Origin of the sequence: uncultured Dysosmobacter sp. (assembly GCF_947631635.1) — a bacterium.
GTDB lineage: Bacteria > Bacillota > Clostridia > Oscillospirales > Oscillospiraceae > Oscillibacter.
In genome coordinates this window covers 16,627-41,722 of the sequence record NZ_CANRMB010000012.1, presented here as the reverse complement: position 1 = coordinate 41,722, position 25,096 = coordinate 16,627, and the positions used below count along the sequence as shown (strand labels likewise).

Genomic DNA, 25,096 nt, shown 5'->3' with positions numbered 1-25,096 from the left:
GTAAGCCGCTGCCGCGTACCCCACGTAATCCCCATAATGGACCACGTACCACCCCTGCCATTCATCCCCAAAGGGCAGGCCCTTTGGGGACCCCGGATCAAAACAAACCGGGCAGGCTAAGCCCGCCCGATTCAAGATTTTGGCGCCGCCAAAATACTTGACGCCGCTGCCGCGGCGCCCGGCCTCTGGCCGGACGGCTCATGGGTCAGGTGTCGATGTAGGCCGCTGCTGCGTACCCCACATAATCCCCATAATGGACCACATACCACCCCTGCCATTCGCCGTAGATGGTGACGGCGGCGCCGTTGGGCATGTTGGCCAGGATGGTCCCGGTGGAGGACGGGTAGCTGCGCAGGTTCAGCGTACCGTAGTTTACCGCCACCGTGCCCTGGACAGGGTCCATGGGGTAGATGAAGGGCAGGCCGAAGAAGCGGGTCAGCGCCCGGGCCAGCTGCTGGGCGATGGCGTCCCAGTGGCCCTCCAGCCAGACAGCGTCGGAGTAGTTGTCGTGGTAGCCGATCTCCACCAGAACCGCCGGGGCGTTGGACTGGCGCACCTCTCCCAGCGTGGTGGTGGCCCGGGTGATAACGCGGTCAGGCAGGGGGTAGATCTTCCGCAGCTCCTCCGCGATCAGCTCCGCCGCCCGCTGCCCCTGGGTGCTGCCGGGATAATAAAAGGCAATGATGCCCCGCTGCTCCCCGTAATGGCCCTCCGGGGCGGCATTGGAGTGCAGGGCCAGATAGAAGTCGTAGTAGCTGCTGTTGGCCTCCCGGATGGAGGAGCCGGCGGTCATCTCCGGCCTGTTGCGCTTATACTGAATGCCGTTAGACACCAGGTAGGGCACCAGGGCGTCTGCCAGCAGGTTCATGTGATACTCCTCAGAGCCGTTTCCCGTGACATATTGGTTCCACTCCTGCGTGGATGGGCTCAGATAGATGATAGGCATGATAGGTCCCTCCTTCTCATTTGATTCTATGGCAATTTCCAGAAAAGTGTGATACACTGTTTCGGAAACGAACTGCGCAGGAGGGACCTGATGATGAAAACAGCGCGCATCTACCCCAGATTTACCGTCACCCCCAAGGCGGAAGCGGCCATCCTCCGGGGACATCCCTGGGTCTACGACGCGGAGGTCCTGGCGGTGGATGGAACGCCCAAAAACGGCGAATTGGTGGATATATTGGGCAAAAAGGGCCGATATCTTGGCACTGGCTTCCTGTCGGAACAGTCCAAGATCCGCATCCGTCTGATCTCCCGAAACGCCAATGACCGCTTCGACGCTGCCTTTTGGGAGCGGAAGCTCCGCTGGGCCTGGGAATACCGGAAGAGCGTGATGGCCCCGGAGGACCTGGACTGCTGCCGCGTCATCTTCGGCGAGGCGGACGCGTTCCCCGGACTGACGGTGGACAAGTTCCACGACCTGCTCAGTGTCCAGGTGCTGTCCGTGGGCATGGAGGGCGTCAAGGCGCTGCTCCTCCCCATGCTGGTCCGCATCCTCCGGGAGGACGGGCAGGCCATCCGGGGCGTTTACGAGCGCAACGACGCGGCCCTGCGGGAAAAGGAGGGCCTCTCCCAGTATAAGGCCTGGTTTCCCCTGCCCGGCGAGGAACCGCCGGAAAGCCCCGTCACAGAGATCACGGAAAACGGCATCCGCTATCTGGTGGATGTGGAGAACGGGCAGAAGACCGGCTTCTTTCTGGACCAGAAGTACAACCGCCAGGCTGTGGCCCGCCTGGCCCGGGGCAAGACCGTGCTGGACTGCTTTACCCACACCGGCTCCTTTGCCCTGAACGCGGCGGCAGGCGGCGCAAAGCATGTCACTGCCGTGGATGTGTCGGAATCCGCCGTGGAGATGGCCCGGGCCAACGCCGCCAGAAACGGGCTTTCCGAAGTTGTGGACTGCGTGGCCGCCAATGTGTTCGACCTTCTGCCCCAGCTGGAAAAAGCGCCCGTGAAGTATGACTTCATCATCCTGGACCCACCGGCCTTCACCAAGTCTCGAAAGACCGTGGCCAATGCCATCACCGGGTACAAGGAGATCAACTACCGGGCCATGCGCCTTTTGCCGAGGGGCGGATATCTCGCCACCTGCTCCTGCTCCCACTTTGCCACGGAGGAAAAATTCGTCGCCATGCTCCACGACGCGGCAAAAGACGCCGGCGTCCAGCTTCGGCAGATCGAGGCCCGGCAGCAGAGCTGCGACCACCCCATCCTCTGGGGCGTGGACGAGACCAATTATCTCAAATTCTATCTCTTTCAGGTCGTATAAGCGTCTCTTATAATGGTCCCTCGTTCTCCCCGATTCTAAGGCGGAAGCTATTCTGCTGTTTCCTCGGCGATATGATAAAAACAGCCGGGAGCCAATTGGCTCCCGGCTGTTTTTTAATTGGATGCCGTCAGGACTTCACTTCCATGGCAATGATCATGCCGTCTCTCGCATAGAGGTCCGCTTTGTCCGCGTACTCTCTGGCGCGGTCCAGGGTGATCCAGTTCCGGCTGTCCCCGTTGTAGCACAGCAGGGTGTCGGGATCCACGGTATAGGTCTTGCCGCCGAAGGTCACCGCTGTGTCGCCGATCCAGGCGCTGTTGGAGACACCGCCCAGCTTGGACAGGCGCTCCAGACCCACGATGGCCGTCTTGCCTGCGTTCAGGGTGATGCCGACGAACTCGCCGCTCTTGACGTTGTAGCCGCAGTTATATGCCTCGGTTCTCTTTCCGTCGCCGTATTCCACGCCCATCTTGCTCCGGTCAACGGTCTTGGTGGTGGACACATAGCCATCTTCGCCAGGCTCACGGCCATTCTTATCCGTGACTTCCACCGTATCCTGATCGTAGATCCAGTAGGCGCGGCCATAGATGGTGGCGTCGTCCAGGGCCCCCTTCAGGACCAGCAGGTCCACCTCGCCGGCCCAGTTGGTCCGGGCGTAGAGGATCTGTGCTCTGGGCACCACGGCGTTTGCCAGCTGGTTCAGCGTGATGAGCTTGCCGTCCCGGTAAATGACCACGTTCTCCGTCAGGTGCTTGCTGCCCAGCTTCCGCTCCGTGACCTTCAGGTCGCCGTACACGGTCCCGCTGACGCGGTTCAGGTTCAGCTCGCCCTTCTTGCTGGAGGAGAGGCGGACCACCCGGCTCTCCACATCGTCCAGTTCCTGGCCCTTGAGGGGCAGCATGGTGGTGCCGCAGAACATCTGCACAGAGCCGCTCTGGACCACGCCCACGGCATTGCCGCGAACGCCGCTGTCCACGTCCACCGCCGCGGCCACCTGGCCGTCCGTGGTCAGAAGGATGATCATCTGCTGGCCAGGCTTGAACTTGGACAGGCTCTCCTGCGCAACGGGCAGCACGGGGAACTCATGGCCCATGGCCGTGATCCGGGTGGGTGCGCTGGGATTGGGCGCGCAGTCCTCGTAGTACACGCTGACCCGGGTGTCGCAGACCAGAATGGAGTTGGTGGCCGCGTAATAGGTGGCCACGTCGTTCTTCCGCAGGTCAGCGGTCGTGGCGCGGGTGCCGTTCTTATAGATGGTGTAGTCCCGGTTTCCGGCCAGCGCGTCCAGACCGGCGCTGGAGCCATCGGCATAGATGATGACCGCCGTACTGGCCACGCCGCTGCTGCCGGTGGAGGAGGGCAGGAAGGTCAGCGCCTTTTCGCCCGCCAGGACCACCCGGCCCCGGGTGCCTGCCAGGGAGCTGGAATCGGTGGGATGGACCATGGTATAGGTCTCATCGCTGGTCTTGATGGTGCCGCTGCCGCCGTCCACGGAGATGAAGTCCGTCTCCTCGCTCAGGGTGTACAGCTTGCCGCCCTCGGCCTTGTTCACCGTCAGCAGGTTCAGGAAGAGCCGGGCCGCCTGGGCGCGGGTCAGCACGTCGTTGCCGCCGGCCCGGATGCCCTCGGTGAGGCCGATGGTCTCGGCCATGGCCATGTAGCTGTCCGGCCACACGCCGCCCACGTTCTCGTCCTTATAGCCCAGGACCCGCAGCAGGATGGTGGCCGCCTGGCCCACCGTGACCTTCCGCTCCGGGTAGAACCTGCCGTCGGGATAGCCGGAAATGATCTGCTTCCCCTTGGCGGCCATGTTGATGTACCCCGCCGCCCAATGGGAGGGCTTCACGTCCGGAAACACCGTCACGGTGCGGTGCATCCCCAGCTCGCTGCTGCCATTGATGGCGTAGACCGCCATTTTGCAGAACTGCGCCCGGGTGAGCTGGGCGTTGGGCCGGAAGGACCCGTCGCCGTAGCCGTCCAGCACGCCCATGAGCCGCAGGACCTCCACCGCCGTGGTGGTGGTCTGGTCCTGCACATCGGAAAATTTGACGGTGGCCGCCTCCGCGGGGAGCACCAACAGGGACACGGTGGTGCACACCGCCAACAAAAGGCTCAAAAGCCGTTTTTTCATATTGCTCTTCCTCCTCATACTAGTTTCCCATGAAAGCACGGTCGCTGCTCTCACGCCCGCAAATCAAAGATCCACAGGCTCCGCATAAAATGCGGAGGAACGGCTGTGAAATACTGATCTCTGAACCAGCCGCGGAAAGCCGCGGCATAAAGCCTTCGACCGGCATCACTCCGCCCGCAGCGCTTCCACAGGCTGGAGATTGGCGGCCTTCACCGCCGGGTAGATGCCGAAGATGATGCCCAGGGCCACCGACAGCGAAAACGCGCAGGCGGTGATCCAGGTCGCCGGATAGATGGTCATCTGGAACATCAGCCTGCCCGCGACATAACTGCCCACGGTGCCTAGGCCGATGCCGATGATGCCGCCGATGCCGCAGAGCATGGCCGCCTCCATCAGGAACTGGGTGATGATGCTGCTGCGCTGGGCGCCGATGGCCCGGCGGATACCGATCTCCCGGGTCCGCTCCGTCACCGTGACCAGCATGATGTTCATGATGCCGATGCCGCCCACCAGCAGGCTGATGGCGGCGATGCCGCCCAGCACCAGAGAGATCATGCCCATCTGCTCATTCATGCTCTGCTGCCACTCGTCATTGGAGTAGACCTGGGTATCTCCGGCGTTTGGATTCACCAGGCCCTTTAAAAAGCCCCGGATGCGGGAGGCCGCCTCGGCCAGGGACTCCGCGTTTTTGACCTTGACCACGAACTGCTCCGGCGCCTCGCCGCCCAGGACCCGCCGGGCGGTATAGGGCAGGACGATGATGTTGTCCATGGAGTTGTTTTTGGCGGCCTCGCCGGTAAGGCGGGGCGCGTAAACCCCCACCACGAAGAAGTTCTGCCCGTTGAACTGCATGGCCTTCCCCACCGGGTCGGCGGTGCCGAAGAAGGCCTTGGCGGCCTCGGAGCCCAAAACGCAGACCTGGTTATAGCGCTCCATATCCATCGGCGTCAGGTCCCGGCCCTTGGCCAGCGTCAGATTGTTGCAGGCGCTGTACTGGTCGCTGCCGTAATAGAGCTGGGGCCGTGAGCTGAGGAGGTTGCCGTTGTCGTCGTACTCCCACTCCATATTGGCGGAGCTTTTCGTGCCGTAGACCGCCGTGGCGTTGCAGTATGCCTCCGGCGTCACGCCGGCCACCAGCTCCTTCAGACTGTTGCAGTAGTCGTACAGGTCCGGAAAGTAATCCTTGCCCAGGCTGTTGCCGTCCTCATCATAGAGGTAGTTCCAGATGTAGACCTCCAGCTTGTTGCTGCCCATGGCGGCGTACTGCTCCATAGTCTTTTCCGTGTAGCCGTTCATGGCGGACACGATGGTCATGACGGCGGCGATGCCGATGATGATGCCCAGCATGGTGAGGACGGACCGGCCTTTCTTGCCCCAAATGGACCGCCACGCCATTTTCAAGGCCTGTCGGATATTCAAAACCAATCCACCTCCTGCTGTTTGTCCTCTATCATCTTTCCGTCCGCCAGACGCACGCAGCGGCGGGCGGTGGCGGCGATGCCGTTGTCATGGGTGATGAGGATCACGGTGCTGCCCTCCCGGTTCAGCTGCTGGAGAAATTCCAGCACCTCCCGTCCCGTGCGGGAGTCCAGCGCGCCGGTGGGCTCGTCGGCCATGATGATGGGGGGCTTGGTGGCGATGGCCCGCGCGATGGCCACCCGCTGCTGCTGGCCGCCGGACATCTCCGTGGGCCTGTGCTTCACGCGGCCCGCCAGGCCCACCCGCTCCAGGGCCTCCATAGCCAGGTCCCGGCGGTCGTCGGCGTTGATGCCCTGGTAGATCAGGGGCAGCTCCACATTTTCCAGCACCGTCAAGCTCTGAATGAGGTTGTACTGCTGAAAAATAAATCCGATCTGCTTGTTGCGGATATGGGAGAGCTCCCTGTCCGTCAGCTCCCGGACGTCGGTGCCGTCCAGGAGGTAGTCTCCCCTGGTGGGGATGTCCAGGCAGCCCAGCACGTTCATCATGGTGGACTTGCCGGAGCCGGACTGGCCCACCACGGCCACGAACTCCCCCTTGTCGATGGTCAGGGACACGCCGTCCAGCGCGCGGACCTCGCTCTCCAGGCCCTCGCCGTAGATCTTATAGATGTCCCGCAATTCTACTAAATGTGCCATGGCGTCACCATGCGTTGATGGCCTGGATCTGGGTGAAGACCTCTGTGCCTTCCTCCACGCCGGACCGGATCTCCACGTTGTAGTTGTCGCTGATGCCGATCTCCACGGGCACCGGCCAGAAGCCCTCGGGGATCTCCTCGTCCACCATGGGCATCTCGATGGCGTTGTCCGGCCGGTCGCCGGAGACAAAGACCACCGTCAGGGTCTCTCCCTCCTCCGTGCTCACGGTCCGCACGCACTGGATGGGCAGCACCAGGCAGTTGTCGTTCTCGCTGGCCACCAGGGAGTAGTTGATGTAGCTGTTGACCTGGATGGTGCCCTCCGTGTTGTCGGCGGAGATGGTGATGGGATAGGTCGCCACGCCGTTGTTGACGGAGGAGGACAGGCTGACGGTCTCCACCGTGCCGAAGCCGGGGGTGCCCCACTGGTCCAGATTCACCATCATGCCGGGCTTGATGTAGCTGATGTTCCGCTCGTCCACATTTGCACTGACGGTGATGGTGGACGTATCGGAGATGGTGACCACGGCGGTGTTGGCCGCGATCTCGTCGCCGGGCTGAATGGCCAGGCCGATGACCATGCCGTCGATGGGCGCCACGGCGCTGCAATTCGCCAGGTTCTTCTGCGCCGTCTCCAGCTCCTCCCGGGCGGCCTCCAGATCCTGCTGAATGGTGAACAGCTCGCTCTCGCTCTCCTCGCCGTCGATGCGGACCAGCACCTGTCCGGCGGATACCTGGAGGTAATCCACCAGGCCGCTGGAGATCACGGTGCCGCTGACGGTGGAGCACAGGTCGCCCACACGGTAGTATTCCAGCTTGCCCGGCTCATAGGGATATACCGTCTCGCCGTTCACAGTGACTGTGGCGGAGGCCGCCATCTCCGCGGAAAGGGCGCCCTCGTTCTGTAAAATGATCTCCGCGGAGAAGAGCTTGGACCCCTCCGGGGTGATGCGGCTGACCATGTTGACCGCCGCCACGGTGCCGGACACGGACGCCATCAGGGACGGGATGGATACCTCCACCGTCTGCCCCACATACAGGTCTCCGGCATAGGCGTAGCTGTAATACTGCATGAGCCGCATACGGGTGTCGTCCGCCAGGACCGCCACCTTCTGTCCCTTGCTGATGGTGTCCCCGGGGTTCAGGGTCACGGTCTCCATCAGCTTGCCGGGATATCCAGCGGACAGGTTCAGGCCCGCGATATCCTTTTCCGCCGTGGACAGCTGCTTTTCATAGCCCTCCACGTTGCTGCGGGCCTTCTGCACCGCAGTCTCCGCCGCGGGGCTGTCGATGGTGAACAGCGGCGTTCCGGCGGTGACAACGTCGCCCTCCGACACCAGCACGTCCAACACCGTGCCCGCGGTGGTCAGGGTGATGGTCTCGCTGCTCTTGGCCCGGGTCAGGCCGCTGCCCTCCACGGTGGAGGTGATGGAGCCGTACTGCACCACATCCGTGACCATCTGGGACTCACCGCTGCCATCCTTTCCGCCCAGGAATTTCCAGGCCGCCAGAGCGATGGCAAGCAGGATCAGCAAGATCACGGTCCAGCGGACGATCCGCCGCCGCTTCTTCCGGGGCATACCCTTCCATTTCTCTTTCAGGGAGGGCTTTTGAGGTGCCGCCTCCTGCTCCTGAACGGCAGGAGCCGTCTCCTGCTGGGCCTGCGGCAGATCTGTTCTCTCCATAACTTCCGACATGGCTTCTTCTCCTTCATTGATTCATCGAAAACTGTATCATTAATGCTAGTACAGTTTTTCTCATAATACAACAACAAAACGGTTACAGTTTCCGGTCTGTTCCAACTTCTCTCATTTAATAGACGGCGCATCCGCCCAAATGGTTTCCCCAAATCCAGGATTTTTTGAAAAAGACCGCTCCCTCACGGGAGCGGTCTGATCTGGAAATTACGCGGAGACCCGCTTTGCGGCGGCACGCTGGAAGAACACGATGCCGCAGACGACCACCAGGCCGATCACATCGGTCAGGTCGCCGGGGACCATCATGCACAGGCCGCCCGCGATCAGGCCCAGGCGGAACAGGAGGTTGATCTTCTTATACAGGAAGCCGTTGAGGGCCGCCGCCACGCCGAACAGGCCGATGAGCGCGGTGACCACGATCTGCACCACCTGGAGGGGGTTGTCGACGTTCACCAGAAGCATGGCGGGGTTCATGGCGAAGATATAGGGCACGATGAAGGCGGCGATGGCCAGCTTGGTGGCGTTGATGGCCGTTTTCATGGGCGGCGCCTTGGCGATGGCGCTGCCGGCGTAGGCCGCCAGGGCCACGGGCGGCGTGATGTCCGCCACGATGCCGAAGTAGAACACGAAGAAGTGGGCGGCCATGGGGACCACGCCGATGGCGGGGTTCATCAGAATGGGGGCGCAGGTGGCGGCCATGATGCAGTAGTTGGCGGTGGTGGGCACACCCATGCCCAGCACGATGCAGCACAGCATGGTCAGCACCAGGGCGATCATCATATGGCCGGCGGAGACGGAGACGATGGCGGTGATGAGCTTGGAGGCAAGGCCGGTGACGGTGATGCAGCCCGCCACGATGCCGGCCATGGCGCAGGCCACGGCCACGGTGATGGTGCCCTTGCCGCCGGCTTCCAGCGCATCCAGGATCTTGAAGATGGAGATGCTCTCCGCGTCGCTCTCATGGCTGATCAGGGAATGGCCCAGGGTCCCGCCGAAGCTGCCGCCGGCACGGCTGGCGGCCACGGCGCTGGTGAGATTGCCGATGAAGCCCACGATGATCGTCACCAGAATGGCAACGGCGGCGGAGAACTGCATGGTCTTGAGGTTCATGGAGACCAGCGCCACCAGCACCACCAGGGGCGCCAGCAGGTAGATCTTCTTCATCAGGACGCTCAGCTTGGGCAGTTCGTCCTTGGGGATGCCCTTCAGGCCCAGCTTCCGGGCCTCCAGGTGAACGGCGATGTAAATGCCGGTGAAATACAGCACAGCAGGCAGGATGGCGGTGAGGGCCACGGTGCCGTAGGGCACGCCCAGGTACTCCGCCATCAGGAAGGCGGCCGCGCCCATGATGGGCGGCATGATCTGGCCGCCGGTGGACGCTGCGGCCTCCACCGCGCCGGCAAACTCGCCCTGATAGCCGGTCTTTTTCATCATGGGAATGGTGACGGAGCCGGTGGTGACGGTGTTGCCCACAGAGGAGCCGGACACCATGCCGCACAGGGCGGAGGAGATGACGGCCACCTTGGCCGGACCGCCGGCGGAGGAGCCCGCCACGGCGTTGGCCAGGTTGATGAAGAATTGGGCGATACCCGTCCGCTCCAGGAAGGCGCCGAAGATGATGAACACCACGATATACTTGGAGCAGACGTTGATGGGGGTATTCATGACGCCGGTGGTGGTGTAGAACAGGTTATAGATGGCGATGCGCCACTGGACCTGGCTGAAGGTATAGACCAGCAGGGCACCCACCACGCACAGAATGGGAAGGCCCACACTGCGGCGGCACAGCTCGATCAGCGCCAGAACGCCGATGACGGCGATGGCCAGCAGGAAGTTGTTCTTGGCCGTCCGCAGGGACAGCTTGATGATCTCCTGGGCGTGGAAGGTGTAATAGAGGAAGGAACCCGCGCCCAGGACCATGATGACGATGTCATACCAGGGCATGTGGTTGACCTTCACGCTGCCCTTGCGGGCGGGGAAATTCAGGTATCCGATCACCAGGACCCAGGCCAGGAAGGTGGTCAGCTTCACCTCCGGCAGCCAGGTGCTGAAAACCAGGGTCACCAGGATGCTGTACACCGAGAACAGGATCATCAGACCCTTGACCAAAATTTTGGGGGTGCCCTCCCAGACGCGGGTGTTGGACTCCCGGTCATACTTTTTCATGACCTCGTCCACATCGGCGGCAGTGCCTACGCCGCTGTCATCCGCCGGAGCGGTATGCACAGGGGGCTTGGTTTCCTTTTTCCAAAAGCTCATGGGGTCTCCTCGCTTCCTCCATATCAGAATTTCTTTGCGGAACACATGACTTTCCGCCGTTCCGGACGGAAACTCATCCGCCCCGTAAAATCGACAAGGGACTGCGGCGGGCACCGCCCGCCGCAGCCTCTCAGGGATATCCGGGGATCTTTATCGATTCCTTAACAGTGTTTGAACGGCCTCTTACTTGGTGGGAACGGTGTAGCCCTTCTCAGCGAAGTACTTTGCGGCGCCGGCGTGATAGGGGACGGAGGTGACGCTGGCAGCGAAGTCCAGGCTCAGCTCAGCACCCTTGGCGTGCACGGCGGTGATAGCGTCGATGTTGTCAAACACGCCGGACACAAAGTTGTACACGTCGTCCTCGGACACATCGTCACGGGCGATGACCACGGCGCCCACAGCCACGGTGGTGGTGTCGGTGTCCATGCCGTAGGTATCGGCGGAGATGGTGTAGGCGCTGTAATAGGGGGACTTGGCGATCAGCGCGTCAATGTGCTCCTGGTCCAGGCTCACCAGATAGGTGTCCTTGGCGCTGGACAGCTCGGTGATGGCGGTGGTGGGCGCGCCGGCGACCACGAAGGCCGCGTCGATGGCGCCGTCCTTCAGCGCCTCGGCGCTGTCACCGAAGCCCTGGTAGGTGGGCTTGATGTCCTGCTCGGTCAGGCCGTAGGCGCCCAGCACGTCGATGGCGTTGTAGTACACACCGGAGCCGGAGTCGCCGATGGAGACGTTCTTGCCCTTCAGGTCGGCCACGGTCTTGATGCTGGGATCGCAGGTGACGATCTGGACCTGCTCCATGTACAGGGCGGCCACGGTGGAGAAGCAGTCCACCTTGCCGAAGTCGGCGAACAGGTTGGTGCCCTCATAGGCGTAGCTCATGACGTCGGACTGGACGAAGCCCAGCTGGGCGCCATCCATGTCCATCAGCTCGATGTTGCCCTGGGAGCCCTTGCCCTCCACAGCGGTGATCTTGCTGCCGGTGGCGCTGCTGACCTGACCGGCCAGAACGGAACCAAAGGCATAATAAGTGCCGGAGGAACCGCCGGTGGTGAACGTCAGCTCGCTGCCGGTGGCGGCGGGAGCGGGGGTGCTCTCCTGGGTGGGTTCCTTGTTCTCATCAGTGGTATCGGCGGGCTTGTCACCGCCGCAGCCGGCCAGAACAGCAGCCATCATCATGACGGCCATCAGCAAAGACAGAATCTTCTTCATCTTAACATCCTCTTTTCCTAGTTTGATCGGGGTATCTTGCAGCTACTTGCATATCATACCGTATCCCCTTTCATTTTTCAAGTATATTTTTCGCTTTTTGGTGCTTTTTTGCAAGTTAATATTCTTTACCCTGCATTATTTTTCGTTTTCTCTGTATTTGGGGTTCAAAAGCTCCCCATGCCACGTCATTGTGCACAAACATCTGTCCGCAGTGCGCGGAATTCTAGGTGATTTTTCCCTTGGAAAAAGCAGGACCCGCCGATGGGCGGGTCCTGTTTGTGAGAATACACAATTCACTTGATCGTCAGCAGGAGCTGGCCGCCCTTGACGGTGTCTCCCTCCCGGACCTCGATGCTGCCGACCACGCCGCCCATGCGGGCGGTGATGGCGGTCTCCATCTTCATGGCCTCGATGGTGACCAGGGTCTGGTTCTTCTCCACGCGGTCGCCAACCTTGACGCTGATCTTGCTGACCGCGCCGGGGATGGAGGCGCCCACCTGGCTCTTGTCCTCCGGGTCCGCCATGGGCACCTTGACGATGTTCTTCTGAGCCGCCTCGTCAGGCACCTGCACATCCCGGCGGATGCCGTTCAGCTCAAAGCTGACGGTGCGCATGCCCTCCTTGTCGATCTCACCCAGGCCCAGATACTTGATGACCAGGGTCTTGCCGTCAGCGATATTGACCTTGTTGGTCTCGCCCACGGCCAGGCCGTGGAAGAACACATGGCTGCCCAGGCGCATGATATAGCCGTACTCCTTCCGGCTCTTCACATACTCCTCCACCACCTTGGGATACAGGCAGTAGCTGAGCACCGCCCGCCAGGAGGGGTCGGGGTCGAAGGCCATCATCTCCCGCTTTTTCGCCTCAAAGTCCACCGGCGGCAGCAGCTCGCCGGGGCGGCAGGTGATGGGCTCCTTGCCCTTCAGCACCACCTTCTGGAGATCCTTGGGGAAGCCGCCTGCGGGCTGGCCCATCATGCCGGAAAAATAGCTGACGGCGCTGTCCGGGAAGGCCAGGCCCTCGCCCTTCTCCACGATGGTCTCCGGCGTCAGGCCGTTCTGGGTCATGAAGATGGCCAGGTCGCCCACCATCTTGCTGGAGGGCGTCACCTTCACGATGTCGCCCAGCATCTCGTTGACCACCCGGTAGTTCTCCTTGACCTCCAGGAAGCGGCCGCCCAGGCCCAGGGATTCCACCTGGGGCTTCAGGTTGGTGTACTGGCCGCCGGGGATCTCGTAGCGGTAGATATCGGTAGCGGGACTGGTGATGCCCGCCTCAAAGGAGTCGTAGCGCTTGCGCACATCCTCCCAGTAATCGGTGAGGTACTGCAGGCGGTCCAGATCCATGCCGGTGTCCCGCTCCGTGCCCTGCAGGGCCGCCACCACGGCGTTCAGAGAGGGCTGGCTGGTGAGGGACGCCATGGAGCTGATGGCGCAGTCCACCACGTCCACGCCGGCCTCCGCCGCCAGCAGATAGGCGGCCACCTGGTTGCCGGAGGTGTCGTGGGTGTGGAGCTGAACGGGGATGCCGATCTCCTGCTTCAGCGTGGACACCAGCTTCTTGGCGGCGTAGGGCTTCAAAATGCCGGACATATCCTTGATGCACAGCATATGGGCGCCCCGGTGCTCCAGCTCCTTGGCCAGCTTCACATAGTAATCCAGGGGATATTTGTCCCGCTTGGGATCCAGGATATCGCCGGTGTAGCAGATGGTGGCCTGGCAGATCTTATCCTGGTTCAGCACCTCGTCCATGGCAACTTCCATGCCGGGCAGCCAGTTCAGGGAGTCAAACACCCGGAACACATCGATGCCGGACCGGGCGGCCTCCTTGATGAACTCCCGGATCACGTTGTCGGGATAGTTGGTGTAGCCCACGGCGTTGGCGCCCCGCAGCAGCATCTGCAGCAGCAGGTTGGGGGCCTTCTGGCGGATCAGATCCAGGCGCTCCCAGGGGGACTCATGGAGGAAGCGGTAGGCCACGTCGAAGGTGGCGCCGCCCCAGCACTCCAGGGAGAAGGCGTCCGCCAGGATCTCGCTGGTGCCCTCCATGCCCTTGACGATATCCCGGGTGCGGACACGGGTGGCCAACAGGGACTGGTGGGCGTCCCGGCAGGTGGTGTCGCAGATCAGCAGCTTCTTCTGATCCAGCACCCAGTCCGCCACGGCCTTGGGGCCCTTGGCGTCCAGCAGCTGCTTCAAACCGTCGGGCCGATCTCCGGTGACCGGCGGGAACCGGGGCGCGTCGTAGAACTTGTGCCCCTCCTGCTCCTTTACCACGATGTTGCCGATGTATTTCAGCATCTTGGTGGCCCGGTCCTGGCTCTCGTCGATCTGGAACAGCTCCGGGGTCTCGTCGATGAACTTCGTGTGGCACTTGCCCGCCATGAAGGTGGGGTTCTTCAGAATGTTGGTGATGAACGCGATGTTGGTCTTGACGCCCCGGACATGGATCTCGTTGATGGCGCGGGCGGCCTTGCGGCACACCCCGGCAAAGGTATTGTCCCAGGTGGTGATCTTCACCAGCAGGGAGTCATAGTAGGGGGAGATGACGGCGCCGGTATAGGCGTTGCCGCCGTCCAGCCGGATGCCGAAACCGCCGGCAGAGCGGTAAGCCGTGATCTTGCCGGTGTCGGGGGCGAAGTTGTTGGCCGGGTCCTCGGTGGTGACGCGGCACTGGATGGCATAGCCGTCATGCCGGATGGCCTCCTGACTGGCAATGCCGATCTCCGGGTCATCGAGAGGACGGCCCTCGGCGATCAGGATCTGGGAGCGCACCAGGTCGATGCCCGTCACCATCTCCGTGACGGTGTGCTCCACCTGGATGCGGGGGTTCATCTCGATGAAATAGTGGTGTCCCTCCCTGTCCACCAGGAATTCCAGGGTGCCCGCGTTGACGTAGCCCACGTGCTTGGCGATCTTCACGGCGTCCTCGTACAGGGCCTTTCGGACGTTTTCATCCACAGAGAAGGCGGGGGTGAACTCCACCACCTTCTGGTAGCGCCGCTGGAGGGAGCAGTCACGTTCGTACAGGTGGACCACATTGCCGAACTCATCTCCCAGAATCTGGACCTCGATGTGCTTCGGCTCCACCAGGAATTTTTCCATGAAGATATCGTCGTTGCCGAAGGCCTTCTTGGCCTCCGCCTTCACCAGGTCGAAGTTGACGCCCACTTCCTCCACGGTGTCGCAGCGGCGCATGCCGCGGCCGCCGCCGCCCGCGGCGGCTTTCAGGATGACGGGGAAGCCGAACTCCATGGCCAGCTTCTGGGCCTCCTCCCGGCTCTTCAGCGGCTCGGTGGTGCCGGGGGTGATGGGCACGCCGCAATCCACGGCCATCTGCTTGGCGGAGAGCTTGTCGCCCATCATGTCCAGGATCTTGGAGCTGGGGCCGATGAACTGGATGCCCGCCTCCTCGCAGGCCCGGGCGAAGTCGCCGTTCTCGGACAGGAAGCCGTAGCCGGGATGGATGGCGTCGGCGCCGTGCTTCTTGGCCAGATGGATGATGCGGGGGATGTTCAGATAGGCCCCCAGGGGGCTCTCGTTTTCACCGATCAGGTAGGACTCGTCGGCGGCGGTGCGGAAAACGCTGTATGTGTCCTCATTGGAATAGATGGCGATAGTCTGCAAACCCAGGTCGTGGCACGCGCGGAAAATACGCATGGCGATCTCGCCCCGGTTGGCGACCAGCACCTTCTTGAACGTTCTGCTCATGTGGTCTCCTCCTCTTCCGTTCCCTCCCCCGTCCGGGGCAGGGCAGATGATCCAAAATTACTGTACAGTATACTCCTTACGCTTCCTCCGTTGCAATGGGGGCCGGGCGGATTTCCCGCAATTTCGGAGAAGGCTCCAGATTTTTGTTGGGATGCTCCGCGGCATTTTGTCTATTTCAGCAGGACTAATGTCTGCCATCAGCGGTCAAGCCCAAAAGATCCGCCGCACCCGGACAGATGCGGCGGATCACACGGTTGATTATTTGCAGGCCTTGGAGTCCACGACCTCTTTCAGCTGGGCCTCGAACGCGTCGAAGCTCATGACGCCCAGGTCGCCGTCGGCGCGGTGGCGGACGGAGACGGTGCCCGCCTCAGCCTCCTTGTCGCCGATGACCAGCATATAGGGGATCTTTTCCAGGGTGGCCTCCCGGATCTTCTTGCCGATCTTCTCATTGCGGCCATCCACTTCCACCCGGTAGCCGGCGGCATCCAGCCTGGCGGCTGTCTGATCGGCGTATTCCGCCGCCCGGTCGGTGACCGGCAGCAGCTTCACCTGAACAGGAGAGAGCCAGGCGGGGAAGGCGCCGGCGAAGTGCTCGGTGATGACGCCGATGAATCGCTCGATAGAGCCCAGCAGCGCCCGGTGGATCATGACGGGACGGTGCTTCTGGCCGTCCTCGCCGATATACTCCAGCTCGAACCGCTCCGGCATCTGGAAGTCCAGCTGGATGGTGCCGCACTGCCAGGTCCGGCCCAGGGAATCCGCCAGATGGAAGTCCAGCTTGGGGCCGTAGAACGCGCCGTCGCCGGCGTTGATGACAAAGTTCTTGCCCATCTCCTCGATGGCGGTCTGGAGGGTGTCCTCGGCGAACTTCCAGTCCTTCTCATCGCCCATGTGGTCCTCGGGCATGGTGGAGAGCTCAATCTGATAGGTCAGGCCGAAGGTGGAGTAGATCTCGTCAAAGAGCTGCACCACGTTCTTGATCTCGTCCTTCATCTGGGCCGGGGTCATGAAGATGTGGGCGTCGTCCTGGGTGAAGCAGCGGACCCGGAACAGGCCGTGGAGGGCGCCGGACATCTCGTGGCGGTGGACCAGGCCCAGCTCCGCCATGCGCAGAGGCAGATCCCGGTAGGAGTGGGGCTCGTTCTTATACACCAGCATGCCGCCGGGGCAGTTCATGGGTTTGACGGCATAGTCCTCCCCGTCGATGACGGTGGTGTACATGTTGTCCTTGTAGTGGTCCCAGTGGCCGCTGCGGTGCCAGAGTTCCTGGTTGAGGATGATGGGTGTGGCAATCTCCACATAGCCATAGCGCTTGTGGCACTGCCGCCAGTAATCCAGCAGGGTGTTCTTCAGCACCATGCCCTTGGGCAGGAAGAAGGGGAAGCCGGGACCCTCGTCGGCCATCATAAAGAGGCCCAGCTCCTTGCCCAGTTTCCGGTGGTCCCGGCGTTTGGCCTCCTCAATGCGCTCCAGATAGGCGTCCAGCTCCTCCTTTTTGGGGAAGGCGATGCCATAGATGCGCTGCAGGGTCTGCCGGTTGGAGTCGCCCCGCCAGTAGGCGGCGTTGCAGGCGGTGAGCTTGATGCCGTTGCCCTTGATGCGGCCGGTGGAGTCCAGATGGGGACCGGCGCACAGGTCGGTGAACTCCCCCTGCTTATAGAAGGAGATGTGGGCGTCGGCGGGCAGATCGTTGATCAGCTCCACCTTGTAGGGCTCCTCCTTCTCCTCCATGAACTGCAGGGCCTCGGGCCGGGGCAGCTCAAACCGCTCCAGCTTCAGCTTCTCCTTGCAGATCTTGCGCATCTCCGCCTCGATCTTCTCCATGTGCTCCGGGGTAAAGGCAAAGGGAGAGTCCAGATCATAATAGAAGCCCTCGTCGATGGAGGGGCCGATGGCCAGCTTCACCTCCGGCCACAGGCGCTTGATGGCCTGGGCCAGGACGTGGGAGCAGGTGTGCCAGTAGGTGCGGCGGTATTCTTCGTTTTCAAAGGTATACAGGTTTTCTTCAGACATCTTGTGTTCCTCCTTTTGGTGAGGGGTGAAAAAAATCCCACCCCTGACGGAAATCAGGGGTGAGATACGAGATCGTATTCCACGGTTCCACCCTGCTTGCGCCCGCGGGGGCGCCGCTCGTGTCCTCTGTAACGGGAGGTCCCGTCCCAGCCTACGTATCGGTGGGCGGCTCCAAGGCGGTGACTGGCCCCGGTTCCGGCCAGGGCCGCTTACAGCCAGCGGCGGCCCCTCTCTGCGGTCTTTCCCGAACAGCGTCCTTTTCAAAGCCTTTTTATCAGATTAAGGCTCAATATAACACTTTGGCCCGGCTTTGTCAAGGGGAAAACTCTGGGGGCGGCTTGGTGCCCAGCTCCGGGTGGAGGGGCGTCAGGCCGCCTGCGGGCGGGGCTTTTGCCCGGCCACAGGCCGGGGACGGGGGATTTCACGCCGCGGGCGTGGGACGGGAGGTTTCCGCCCACGGGCGGGGACGGGGGGTGTGCCGCTTTGCGGCACGGAAATGAACCCCCATTTTCTTTTCGGTTGCGCCAAAAAGAAAACGGCCGTTCACGGTCAAAAGAAAAGGCGCTTTTGTGTCCACAGTTGGCCCATCGGGCCAACTGTGGGCGGACGGGAGTTAGTGGTTAGATGTGCCACTAAGGCCGGAAATCTTCTGCCGGGTGCGCCGGACGTGGTACGAGTTTAGAGCTGCGCCGCCGCAGGTTGGCGGCTTGGGTGCAAATGCAGGGTGGTCATCGAAAGGCTTTTAGCAACAAGCCCCGTGTGTTCCGCTTCGCTACACACTACCCGGGTGGTTAAATCGGCCTCTGCCGGGTGCGCTATACAGGGTACGAGCGTAGGAGTGCGTGCCCGCATTTGGAGGCTTAGGTACAAATTTTGGGCGGTCGCCGAAAGGCTTTCAGCAACAAGCCCCGTGTGTTCCGCTTCACTACACACTACCTGGGCGGTTACATTGGCCTCTGACGGGGACGCTATACCGGGTGCGGGTTTAGAACTCCGCCGCCGCAGGTTAGCGGCTTGGGTTCAAGTTCGGAGTGGTCATTGAAAGGCTTTCATTCTGGCCCTGCCTGTGGAATGGGGCATTCCAAAGCACACTACTGCAACTGCCCAGGCAGCGCTAAGCGAAGCGGGGGGACGAGCCCGACCGCCGCCAGTGGCGGAGGAAGGGAGGGCGAGGAGTGGCAGCAACAGGGAGTGCAGGGTGGGCGATTCATCGCACGCGCTGCACGACCATGTTGCAACAGGAGCGCGGAAAGGGACGCTGGTCCTTTCAATCTTTGCCCGCCCCCGCAATTCCGATTCGCGTGGCTAAAAACCGAAAGATTCAGCAAAGCCGTGCCCGCGCCCAACGCAGAATCCAGCCTCAACTTCCAACGGTCTCTTTCTGGGACCCCACGTCTTATCCACACTTGGCCCTAGGGGCCAACTGTGGACACCAAGCGCCTTTTCTTTTGACCGTGAACGGCCGTTTTCTTTTCGGCAAGACCGAAAAGAAAATGGGGGTTCATTCCCGTGCCGCAAAGCGGCACACTTCCCCGTCCCCGCCCCGTGGGCGGAAACCTTCCTCCTGCGCCCGCGGCGCGAAATCCCCGTCCCGCCCGCAGGCGGAACCACTCTCACCGCTCCTCCAGGTTCTCCGGCAAATCCTCTTTATTTTTTCCCCTATTTTTCCAACAGGAGATCAATTTCCTGTGAATCGCATCGTCTATGCGGCGGAAAAAGGGACTCAGGAGCAGTCCGATAAGCCCCGCGAAACAGCACCATGTCCCAATGCTCATGTGCTGAAACATCACCTTCACGCTGACGACTCTCAAGGCCCCTATCACCATAGGCACCAGGAACCACAACACCATTCCCACAACGAAGAAAACACACCAGCGCATGCCCTGGACCGCCGCCAGCACAGACACAAAGTGCATGGCAATGAGACAGACCACCAGGCGTTTCACCTCTCCCGTCCACAGGAAATGGGTGATGACAGCGGAACGCCCATCCACCACAAAAATGGGCAGATTGATCCCGGCGAAGGTGAGCAGCGTAAACAGCACTCCCGTCCATGCGGGGACCGGCTGCTTCGGCTTCATGTCTCGTCTCCGTCGAGGTAACGCTCTTCAGCGGCCTGCTGGGCGCTCTTCAGCAGATCCAGCGCCTCTTGGAAGCGCTCCCGGTCCATCAGTTCCAACGCGTCGGTAATGGTGTTGAACAGACGGTAATACATCTCTTTATACATTTTCCTCAGCTCCTCCAAATTCGTCTTTTAAGATGTAATTCATACTATAAAGTTGAATTTATAACTTGTCAAGACGATTATCGCCTTTAAATGCGTTTTCGTATAGGAATTATTCGGTATGATAACCATAGAGGCAGGAGGATAGACTATGGAATTGGATTATACCGAAATCGGGCGCCGTATTGCGCGCCGTCGAAAGGCATTGGGCTTGACACAAGCAAAAGTTTCGGAACGTGCGGAAATTGGAGACAAGTATTTGTCCAGTATTGAGCGCGCTATCTCTATTCCCTCCACCGAGGTCATCATGCGCCTCGCCATCGCCCTGGACACGACACCGGATGAATTTCTGGTGGGCACCGCCCGGCACGAGGGCCAGCGCTGGAAGAGCATCGCGGAGCGTCTCCGCATCATGGACGACAGACAGCTGGACCTGGCCGAGAGCTTTCTCGCCTGGCTCTCCGAGCAAAAATAAGAACCGCGCCGCTGTCAGCGGCGCGGTTTTTCTTTTGATCATCCAAGGTCCCGGTGGTCCAACGCCGCCAGGCCAAACCGGGCGGCCTGGGTGACGGTCTCCCGTTCCGCCTCCGTCTGGGCGGCGTTCCACTTGGCCCGCAGCTCCCGGAGGAACAGTCCCCGCAGGGAGTCCTCCTCCGCCCGCGCCCAGATGTCCTCCGCCATGCGGGTGCGGTCCCGAAGCTCCAGGGCGTAAAAGCGGTCCGCCAGCGCCGTCTCCAACGCGCCTGTGTCCAGGCCGCCCTCTCCGGTCTCGCCGGTGAGGACGATCCGGTACAGGTGCTGGGCGGTGTCCGCCGGAAGGGCGGCCTCCACGGCGGCGCGGGGGTCCCGGCCCGTCACATCCACCTCCAGGATCTCATACCGCCGCCGGGCAAAGGGCACAAAGGACAGCGACACCCTGCCGGAGTCCTCCACGGTGCCCTCGTAAAAGCCCTTTTCCCCCAGCTCGTCAAAGCCCCGTCCCTCGGGACAGCCGGGCCAGGCGCACAGCGTCTTTCCCAGCGTCACAGGCTCCGCGCGTTTGTGGATATGGCCCAGGGCCAGATAGTGGAGGCCGCTGGCGGCGATCTCCTCCCTTCGGATGGGGTCGTACCGGGCCTCCGCCGGGTCGATCTCCCCGTGGAGCAGGCCGATGTGGACCCTGCCGTCCTCCGGGGCGGCAAAGCCGGTCAGAAGCCCCGCCGCCTGCTCCGGGCCGGTGAAGGCCGCGCCGTGGATGGTCAGGTTCCATTCCGGCAGGTCCACGGCGGTCATGGCGTTCTCCCGGAAGATCTGTACGTTCTCCGGCCAGTTCACCGTCAGCCAGGGACTGCCGGGGCCGATCCAGTCGTGGTTCCCGGGGGCAATGAACACCTTGGCCTGCATCTGCCCCAGAGCCTGGGCCAGCTGCTCCCCGGTCTCCCGGAAGGCGCTGCCGCTGTCGAACAAGTCTCCCGCCAGCAGCACCAGGCCGATGCCGTGTCCGTTCACATAGTTTGCCAGCCGGAAGGCCGTCTCCCGGCTCTCCCGGCGGCGTGCCGCCGCCTGCCGGGCCGTCAGCGCACCGAAGGCACTGTCCAGATGGAAGTCCGCCGCGTGGATGAATTGGAACATGTCAACACCTCCCATAGAGGAAAAGCCGTCGTTTTTCGTCACCGCATAACAAGAAAATCATTTTTGCCGCGGCAGTGCCGCTGGGGCGGGGGATCTGAACTTTAATCTCTCCAGCCCTTGCACACGTCCACCCACTCCTGGAAGTTGGAGGAGTACTTCTCCAATTCCTCGCAGGTCAGCTCGATGGCGCTGTTGTCGCTGCCGGCGGCGGGGAATACGGTCTCGAACCGCTGGAGGGACACGTCCAGATACACCTTCACGTTCTCCGGCAGGGCGAAGGAGCACACGCCGCCCACGTCGTGGCCGATGAACTCGTGGGCCTCCTCACGGGTCAGCATCTTGGCCTTGGTGTGGAACTGGCGCTTGTAGGCGCTGTTGTCCACCTTGGCGTCTCCGGCCACCACGATGATGATGGGCTGGTCGTCCACCTTGAAGCTCAGGCTCTTGGCGATGCGGGCGCCCTCCACGCCCACAGCCACAGCCGCCAGCTCCACCGTGGCTGAGGAGACCTCAAATTCCCGGATGCGGTCCGCGATGCCAAAGCCCTCGAAATAAGCCCGTACTTTTTGAATCGACATGTTTTATCTCTCCTATCTTGATTTGTAAAAACTCTCTTATCGGATATCCACCCGCTCCACGGCGGTGCAGAGTCCCGTGGCGCTGTCCAGGGTGAACACGGCGCCCTGCATCTTGCAGGGGCCGTCCGGCACCCGGTACCGCCCCGGCAGGCCGCCCAAAAAGCCCTCCACCGACTGCCACGGCTCGATGCCCAGCACGGATTCGACGGGGCCGGTCATGCCCAGGTCCGTGAGGTAGCCGGTGCCCTTGGGATACACCCGCTCGTCGGCGGTGGGCACATGGGTGTGGGTGCCCCACAGGGCGGACACCCGCCCGTCCAGGTGATAGCCCAGGGCCAGCTTTTCGCTGGTGGCCTCCGCGTGGAAGTCCACCAGGGTGAAGTCCGCCTCCCCCTGATCCAGCAGCCTGTCCGCCGTGGTGAAGGGGTTCTCCGTGCCCCAGGCCAGGCCGCAGCGGCCGATCAGGTTCATCACCCGCACCCGGACGCCGCCCAGGTCGAAGGTCTCGCAGCCGTGGCCCGGCGCCCGCCCGGTGTAGTTGGCGGGCCGCAGGAGCCAGGGCGTGTCGTCCAGAAAGTCCTTGATCTGCATTTTGCCGAAGGTGTGGTTGCCCAGGGTCACGGCGTCGGCCCCGGCGTCGCGGATGCGCCACGCCTGGTCCGGCGTCAGCCCCACGCTGGAGGCATTCTCACCGTTGACCACCGTGAAGTGGATCTGTTTGAATGTTTGCAGGGGGCGCAGATGGCGCTCCAGGTGCCGCAGCCCCGGCTCGCCCACCACGTCGCCCACCGCCAGGATGTGATACAGCATGTGTGTCCCTCCGCTGTCTTTCGTCAATTTTCCGCCGCCAGACCCACCGGGGCGTCCAGCTCCGTGAAGTCCCGGATCTGATATCGTCAACGCAGCCGAAACGGAGCACAAGCTCCTTTTCAACCGGCGGACCGATGGTCCGCCGCGGTGGATGAAGATGAAGTTCCGTCCGCCCGCCGCCTGAAACCGGGCCAAAAAGGTCCGCACATGGGGCAGCCTCCTGTCTCATCGCCGGGTCACTCTGATTGAGTAGTATACCAAAAAAGGCTGGTTTTGCAAAGGCCCGCGGAAATTTTTTCCGCAGCTCGCCGGAGCCAGGGCGCTTTTTTTATATTTTGTTGAAAAGGCGCGGTTTTTGGTATTGCGTCCTCCGCCGTCTTTCGCTTATAATAGCAGTGGTCATCATAAGAACATCTGAACTCGGAGGGAGTCCCCATGGCAGTCAAATTGGAATTATACCGCGTGTTCAAGGAGGTCGCCGAGACCGGCAACATCTCTGTGGCGGCAAAAAACCTGTACATCTCCCAGTCGGCGGTGAGCCAGTCCATCAAGCAGCTGGAGACGGCCCTGCAGGCCCGGCTGTTCGCCCGCAGCCCCCGGGGCGTTTCCCTGACCAGCGAGGGGCAGATGCTGTACCAGTATGTCCGCAGCGCCCTGGGGCTTCTGGCCACCGGAGAGGACAAGCTCTCCCAGGCCCAGCAGCTGCTGCTGGGCTCCCTGGTCATCGGCGCCAGCGACACCGTGACCAGCTGGTTTTTGACGCCGTACCTGGACGCCTTCCACCGGGAGCACCCCGGCATCCGGCTGAAGATCGTCAGCGGCCGCAGCGCCAAGGTGCTGAGCATGCTGAAATCCGGCGCCGTGGACATCGCCTTCGCCTCCTCCCCCGCCGACAGCTCCGTGGAGGGCTGGCCCTGCTTTGCCACCCACTCCGCATTTGTGGCGGGCAGCGGCTATGCCTGCGATTTCGACCACGTGTACACCCGGCAGGAGATCGCGGACTTCCCCCTGATCCTGCTGGAGCGCAAGGCCAGCAGCCGCGTCTTTCTGGAGCAGGAGTTTTTGAAGAGCGGCGTCACGCTGACGCCGGAGATCGAGCTGTCCTCCCGGGGCCTGCTGGTCTCCCTGGCCCGCATCGGCCTGGGCGTGGCAGGCGTGACGCTGGAATTTGTGCAGAGGGCGCTGGACGCCGGGGAGATCCGCCTGCTGAAGACCGACTTCGACATCCCCGCCCGCAGCGTGGACATGTGCACCCTGCGGGACGTGACCCCCACCGCCGCCGCCACCGCCTTTATGGAGATGGTGCGGGCGGGCGGCGCCGGGGCCTGAAACACCTTACATTTTTGTCGCAGGAGAATTCCCATGGACCTCTTCCTTCTCATTCTCGAATTGGTGGGCACCATGGCCTTCGCCGCCTCCGGGGCCATCACCGGGCTGCGGAAGAACATGGATATCTTCGGCGTGTGCATCCTGGGCCTGACCACCGCCGTGGGCGGGGGCGTCATCCGGGATGTGATCCTGGGCAGCACACCCCCTGCCACCTTTCAAAACCCCATCTATGCCGCCGTGGCCCTGGTCACCTCCCTGGTGCTCTTCCTGCCCCAGGTGCGCCATCTGCTGATGCGGGACCAGGCCCTCTACGACCTGGTCATGCTGGTGATGGACACCCTGGGCCTGGGCATCTTCACCGTGGCGGGCATCCGGGCCGCCTATGGCAGCGCCTCCCGGCCCACGCTGTTCCTGCTGGTGTTCGTGGGCGTTGTCACCGGCGTGGGCGGCGGGATCCTGCGGGACATGATGGCCGGGGACACGCCTTACGTCTTTGTCAAGCACGTCTACGCCTCAGCCTCTCTGGCAGGCGCTCTGGTGTGCGGCCTGCTGTGGGGCCGCGCGGGCGAGATGCCCGCCATGCTGGCAGGCGCTGCCGTGGTCTTTGTCATCCGGGGGCTGTCCGCCCACTTCCGCTGGAACCTGCCCCGGGCCCACGACTGACCCGCCGCGTTGAGAAAATATGGGAGACCGCCGGCTGGCGGTCTCCCATTGCTTTTTCTCTGCGCTCCGCCCATGCGGCGCAGGGCCTCACAGGTCATTCAGATCGTCCAGATGCATTTTGTCCATCTGGGCCTTTATCCGCTGTTTCTCCCGGCAGGCCCAGTAAATGGCCAACAGGACCACCGTGGGGACGTTCCCCAGGATCAGGGCGGCCAGCAGCGGCCCCCAGGGAAAACCGCCGCCGGAGGCCGTCACGTTGAGCGCCAGCACCAGGGCATATAAAAACGCCAGCAGCGGCAGCACCAGTCCCGGCCATTTGCTCTCCCGTCTGGAGAGAAAGATCTGCAAACAGACGACGCCTGCCAGCAGAAGCAGCGGCACGAGCAGCGCAATCAGCGTCCTGAGTCCAAAAGCCATTTCATGTACCTCCTCCAATATCCTCGATGCGCATTTTATCCAATTTCCGGTCCTGCC

At 62.3% G+C, this 25,096-nt stretch carries 19 protein-coding genes; 4 read left to right on the top strand and 15 right to left on the bottom strand.

Features of this window, described 5'->3' with window-relative positions; genetic code table 11:
- Positions 1-205: 205 nt before the first annotated feature.
- Positions 206-946 (bottom strand): N-acetylmuramoyl-L-alanine amidase, encoded by a 741-nt coding sequence (locus Q0Z71_RS08005; protein ID WP_298020613.1) that lies wholly within the window; start codon positions 944-946, stop codon positions 206-208.
- 93 nt (positions 947-1,039) lie between these two features.
- Between Q0Z71_RS08005 and Q0Z71_RS08000 the strand changes: the two genes are divergently transcribed.
- Complete coding sequence (locus Q0Z71_RS08000) at positions 1,040-2,269, top strand: class I SAM-dependent rRNA methyltransferase (RefSeq protein ID WP_298020727.1); 1,230 nt, start codon at positions 1,040-1,042, stop codon at positions 2,267-2,269.
- A gap of 127 nt (positions 2,270-2,396) precedes the next feature.
- Here the strand turns inward: Q0Z71_RS08000 and Q0Z71_RS07995 are convergent, their stop codons facing one another.
- The 10 genes from Q0Z71_RS07995 to Q0Z71_RS07950 form a co-directional block, all read right to left on the bottom strand.
- Positions 2,397-4,400, bottom strand: coding sequence for an S-layer homology domain-containing protein (locus Q0Z71_RS07995; RefSeq protein WP_298020609.1), 2,004 nt, complete (start codon positions 4,398-4,400; stop codon positions 2,397-2,399).
- 165 nt (positions 4,401-4,565) lie between these two features.
- A complete protein-coding gene (locus Q0Z71_RS07990) occupies positions 4,566-5,819 on the bottom strand; it encodes an ABC transporter permease (protein ID WP_298020607.1) in 1,254 nt (417 codons plus the stop codon).
- Positions 5,816-6,517 carry an ABC transporter ATP-binding protein gene (locus tag Q0Z71_RS07985; protein WP_298020605.1) on the bottom strand — a complete coding sequence of 234 codons (702 nt, stop codon included), beginning with the start codon at positions 6,515-6,517 and terminating at the stop codon, positions 5,816-5,818. Before Q0Z71_RS07985 ends, Q0Z71_RS07990 begins: the two co-directional genes overlap by 4 nt.
- Positions 6,518-6,521: 4 nt before the next feature.
- Positions 6,522-8,213: an HlyD family efflux transporter periplasmic adaptor subunit gene (locus Q0Z71_RS07980; RefSeq protein ID WP_298020602.1), complete on the bottom strand. Its 1,692-nt coding sequence runs from the start codon at positions 8,211-8,213 to the stop codon at positions 6,522-6,524.
- A gap of 207 nt (positions 8,214-8,420) precedes the next feature.
- Positions 8,421-10,472, bottom strand: a complete 2,052-nt coding sequence (locus Q0Z71_RS07975) for a TRAP transporter permease (protein WP_298020599.1) — start codon at positions 10,470-10,472, stop codon at positions 8,421-8,423.
- Between the two features lie 183 nt (positions 10,473-10,655).
- Entirely contained in the window at positions 10,656-11,681 is a 1,026-nt protein-coding gene (locus tag Q0Z71_RS07970; protein ID WP_298020596.1) for a TAXI family TRAP transporter solute-binding subunit, read from the bottom strand.
- A gap of 293 nt (positions 11,682-11,974) precedes the next feature.
- On the bottom strand, positions 11,975-15,391 hold the full coding sequence (locus Q0Z71_RS07965) for a pyruvate carboxylase (protein WP_298020593.1): 3,417 nt from the start codon (positions 15,389-15,391) through the stop codon (positions 11,975-11,977).
- A 258-nt stretch (positions 15,392-15,649) separates the two neighbouring features.
- Complete coding sequence (gene thrS / locus Q0Z71_RS07960) at positions 15,650-17,407, bottom strand: threonine--tRNA ligase (protein WP_298020590.1); 1,758 nt, start codon at positions 17,405-17,407, stop codon at positions 15,650-15,652.
- Positions 17,408-19,020: 1,613 nt separating this feature from the next.
- Positions 19,021-19,488, bottom strand: a complete 468-nt coding sequence (locus Q0Z71_RS07955; protein ID WP_298020587.1) for a hypothetical protein — start codon at positions 19,486-19,488, stop codon at positions 19,021-19,023.
- Entirely contained in the window at positions 19,485-19,634 is a 150-nt protein-coding gene (locus Q0Z71_RS07950) for a hypothetical protein (RefSeq protein WP_298020584.1), read from the bottom strand. The genes Q0Z71_RS07955 and Q0Z71_RS07950 overlap by 4 nt, the downstream gene beginning before the upstream one ends.
- Before the next feature lie 148 nt (positions 19,635-19,782).
- Here Q0Z71_RS07950 and Q0Z71_RS07945 point away from each other — a divergent pair, with 148 nt between their 5' ends.
- Positions 19,783-20,106: a helix-turn-helix domain-containing protein gene (locus Q0Z71_RS07945; protein WP_298020581.1), complete on the top strand. Its 324-nt coding sequence runs from the start codon at positions 19,783-19,785 to the stop codon at positions 20,104-20,106.
- 38 nt (positions 20,107-20,144) lie between these two features.
- Here the strand turns inward: Q0Z71_RS07945 and Q0Z71_RS07940 are convergent, their stop codons facing one another.
- The 3 genes from Q0Z71_RS07940 to Q0Z71_RS07930 form a co-directional block, all read right to left on the bottom strand.
- Positions 20,145-21,242: a metallophosphoesterase gene (locus Q0Z71_RS07940; protein ID WP_298020578.1), complete on the bottom strand. Its 1,098-nt coding sequence runs from the start codon at positions 21,240-21,242 to the stop codon at positions 20,145-20,147.
- A 101-nt stretch (positions 21,243-21,343) separates the two neighbouring features.
- On the bottom strand, positions 21,344-21,820 hold the full coding sequence (locus Q0Z71_RS07935; RefSeq protein ID WP_298020574.1) for a YbaK/EbsC family protein: 477 nt from the start codon (positions 21,818-21,820) through the stop codon (positions 21,344-21,346).
- 36 nt (positions 21,821-21,856) lie between these two features.
- Positions 21,857-22,630 carry a TIGR00282 family metallophosphoesterase gene (locus Q0Z71_RS07930; RefSeq protein WP_298020571.1) on the bottom strand — a complete coding sequence of 258 codons (774 nt, stop codon included), beginning with the start codon at positions 22,628-22,630 and terminating at the stop codon, positions 21,857-21,859.
- Between the two features lie 435 nt (positions 22,631-23,065).
- Here Q0Z71_RS07930 and Q0Z71_RS07925 point away from each other — a divergent pair, with 435 nt between their 5' ends.
- Both Q0Z71_RS07925 and Q0Z71_RS07920 read left to right on the top strand, forming a co-directional pair.
- Positions 23,066-23,959 (top strand): LysR family transcriptional regulator, encoded by an 894-nt coding sequence (locus Q0Z71_RS07925; RefSeq protein ID WP_298020567.1) that lies wholly within the window; start codon positions 23,066-23,068, stop codon positions 23,957-23,959.
- 33 nt (positions 23,960-23,992) lie between these two features.
- Positions 23,993-24,622: a trimeric intracellular cation channel family protein gene (locus tag Q0Z71_RS07920; protein ID WP_298020564.1), complete on the top strand. Its 630-nt coding sequence runs from the start codon at positions 23,993-23,995 to the stop codon at positions 24,620-24,622.
- 87 nt (positions 24,623-24,709) lie between these two features.
- Here the strand turns inward: Q0Z71_RS07920 and Q0Z71_RS07915 are convergent, their stop codons facing one another.
- Positions 24,710-25,039 carry a hypothetical protein gene (locus Q0Z71_RS07915; RefSeq protein WP_298020560.1) on the bottom strand — a complete coding sequence of 110 codons (330 nt, stop codon included), beginning with the start codon at positions 25,037-25,039 and terminating at the stop codon, positions 24,710-24,712.
- Positions 25,040-25,096 lie beyond the last annotated feature (57 nt).

Excerpts from the sequence above, each read along its gene's own strand:
- Q0Z71_RS07940 (WP_298020578.1), bottom strand. The coding sequence starts at position 21,242 with ATGTTCCAATTCATCCACGCGGCGGACTTCCATCTGGACAGTGCCTTC.
- Q0Z71_RS07970 (WP_298020596.1), bottom strand. The coding sequence starts at position 11,681 with ATGAAGAAGATTCTGTCTTTGCTGATGGCCGTCATGATGATGGCTGCT.
- Q0Z71_RS07950 (WP_298020584.1), bottom strand. The coding sequence starts at position 19,634 with ATGTATAAAGAGATGTATTACCGTCTGTTCAACACCATTACCGACGCG.
- Q0Z71_RS07920 (WP_298020564.1), top strand. The coding sequence starts at position 23,993 with ATGGACCTCTTCCTTCTCATTCTCGAATTGGTGGGCACCATGGCCTTC.
- Q0Z71_RS07925 (WP_298020567.1), top strand. The coding sequence starts at position 23,066 with ATGGCAGTCAAATTGGAATTATACCGCGTGTTCAAGGAGGTCGCCGAG.
- Q0Z71_RS07935 (WP_298020574.1), bottom strand. The coding sequence starts at position 21,820 with ATGTCGATTCAAAAAGTACGGGCTTATTTCGAGGGCTTTGGCATCGCG.
- Q0Z71_RS07975 (WP_298020599.1), bottom strand. The coding sequence starts at position 10,472 with ATGAGCTTTTGGAAAAAGGAAACCAAGCCCCCTGTGCATACCGCTCCG.
- Q0Z71_RS07955 (WP_298020587.1), bottom strand. The coding sequence starts at position 19,488 with ATGAAGCCGAAGCAGCCGGTCCCCGCATGGACGGGAGTGCTGTTTACG.
- Q0Z71_RS07945 (WP_298020581.1), top strand. The coding sequence starts at position 19,783 with ATGGAATTGGATTATACCGAAATCGGGCGCCGTATTGCGCGCCGTCGA.
- thrS (WP_298020590.1), bottom strand. The coding sequence starts at position 17,407 with ATGTCTGAAGAAAACCTGTATACCTTTGAAAACGAAGAATACCGCCGC.
- Q0Z71_RS07915 (WP_298020560.1), bottom strand. The coding sequence starts at position 25,039 with ATGGCTTTTGGACTCAGGACGCTGATTGCGCTGCTCGTGCCGCTGCTT.
- Q0Z71_RS07995 (WP_298020609.1), bottom strand. The coding sequence starts at position 4,400 with ATGAAAAAACGGCTTTTGAGCCTTTTGTTGGCGGTGTGCACCACCGTG.
- Q0Z71_RS08000 (WP_298020727.1), top strand. The coding sequence starts at position 1,040 with ATGAAAACAGCGCGCATCTACCCCAGATTTACCGTCACCCCCAAGGCG.
- Q0Z71_RS07985 (WP_298020605.1), bottom strand. The coding sequence starts at position 6,517 with ATGGCACATTTAGTAGAATTGCGGGACATCTATAAGATCTACGGCGAG.
- Q0Z71_RS07980 (WP_298020602.1), bottom strand. The coding sequence starts at position 8,213 with ATGTCGGAAGTTATGGAGAGAACAGATCTGCCGCAGGCCCAGCAGGAG.
- Q0Z71_RS07930 (WP_298020571.1), bottom strand. The coding sequence starts at position 22,630 with ATGCTGTATCACATCCTGGCGGTGGGCGACGTGGTGGGCGAGCCGGGG.
- Q0Z71_RS07965 (WP_298020593.1), bottom strand. The coding sequence starts at position 15,391 with ATGAGCAGAACGTTCAAGAAGGTGCTGGTCGCCAACCGGGGCGAGATC.
- Q0Z71_RS08005 (WP_298020613.1), bottom strand. The coding sequence starts at position 946 with ATGCCTATCATCTATCTGAGCCCATCCACGCAGGAGTGGAACCAATAT.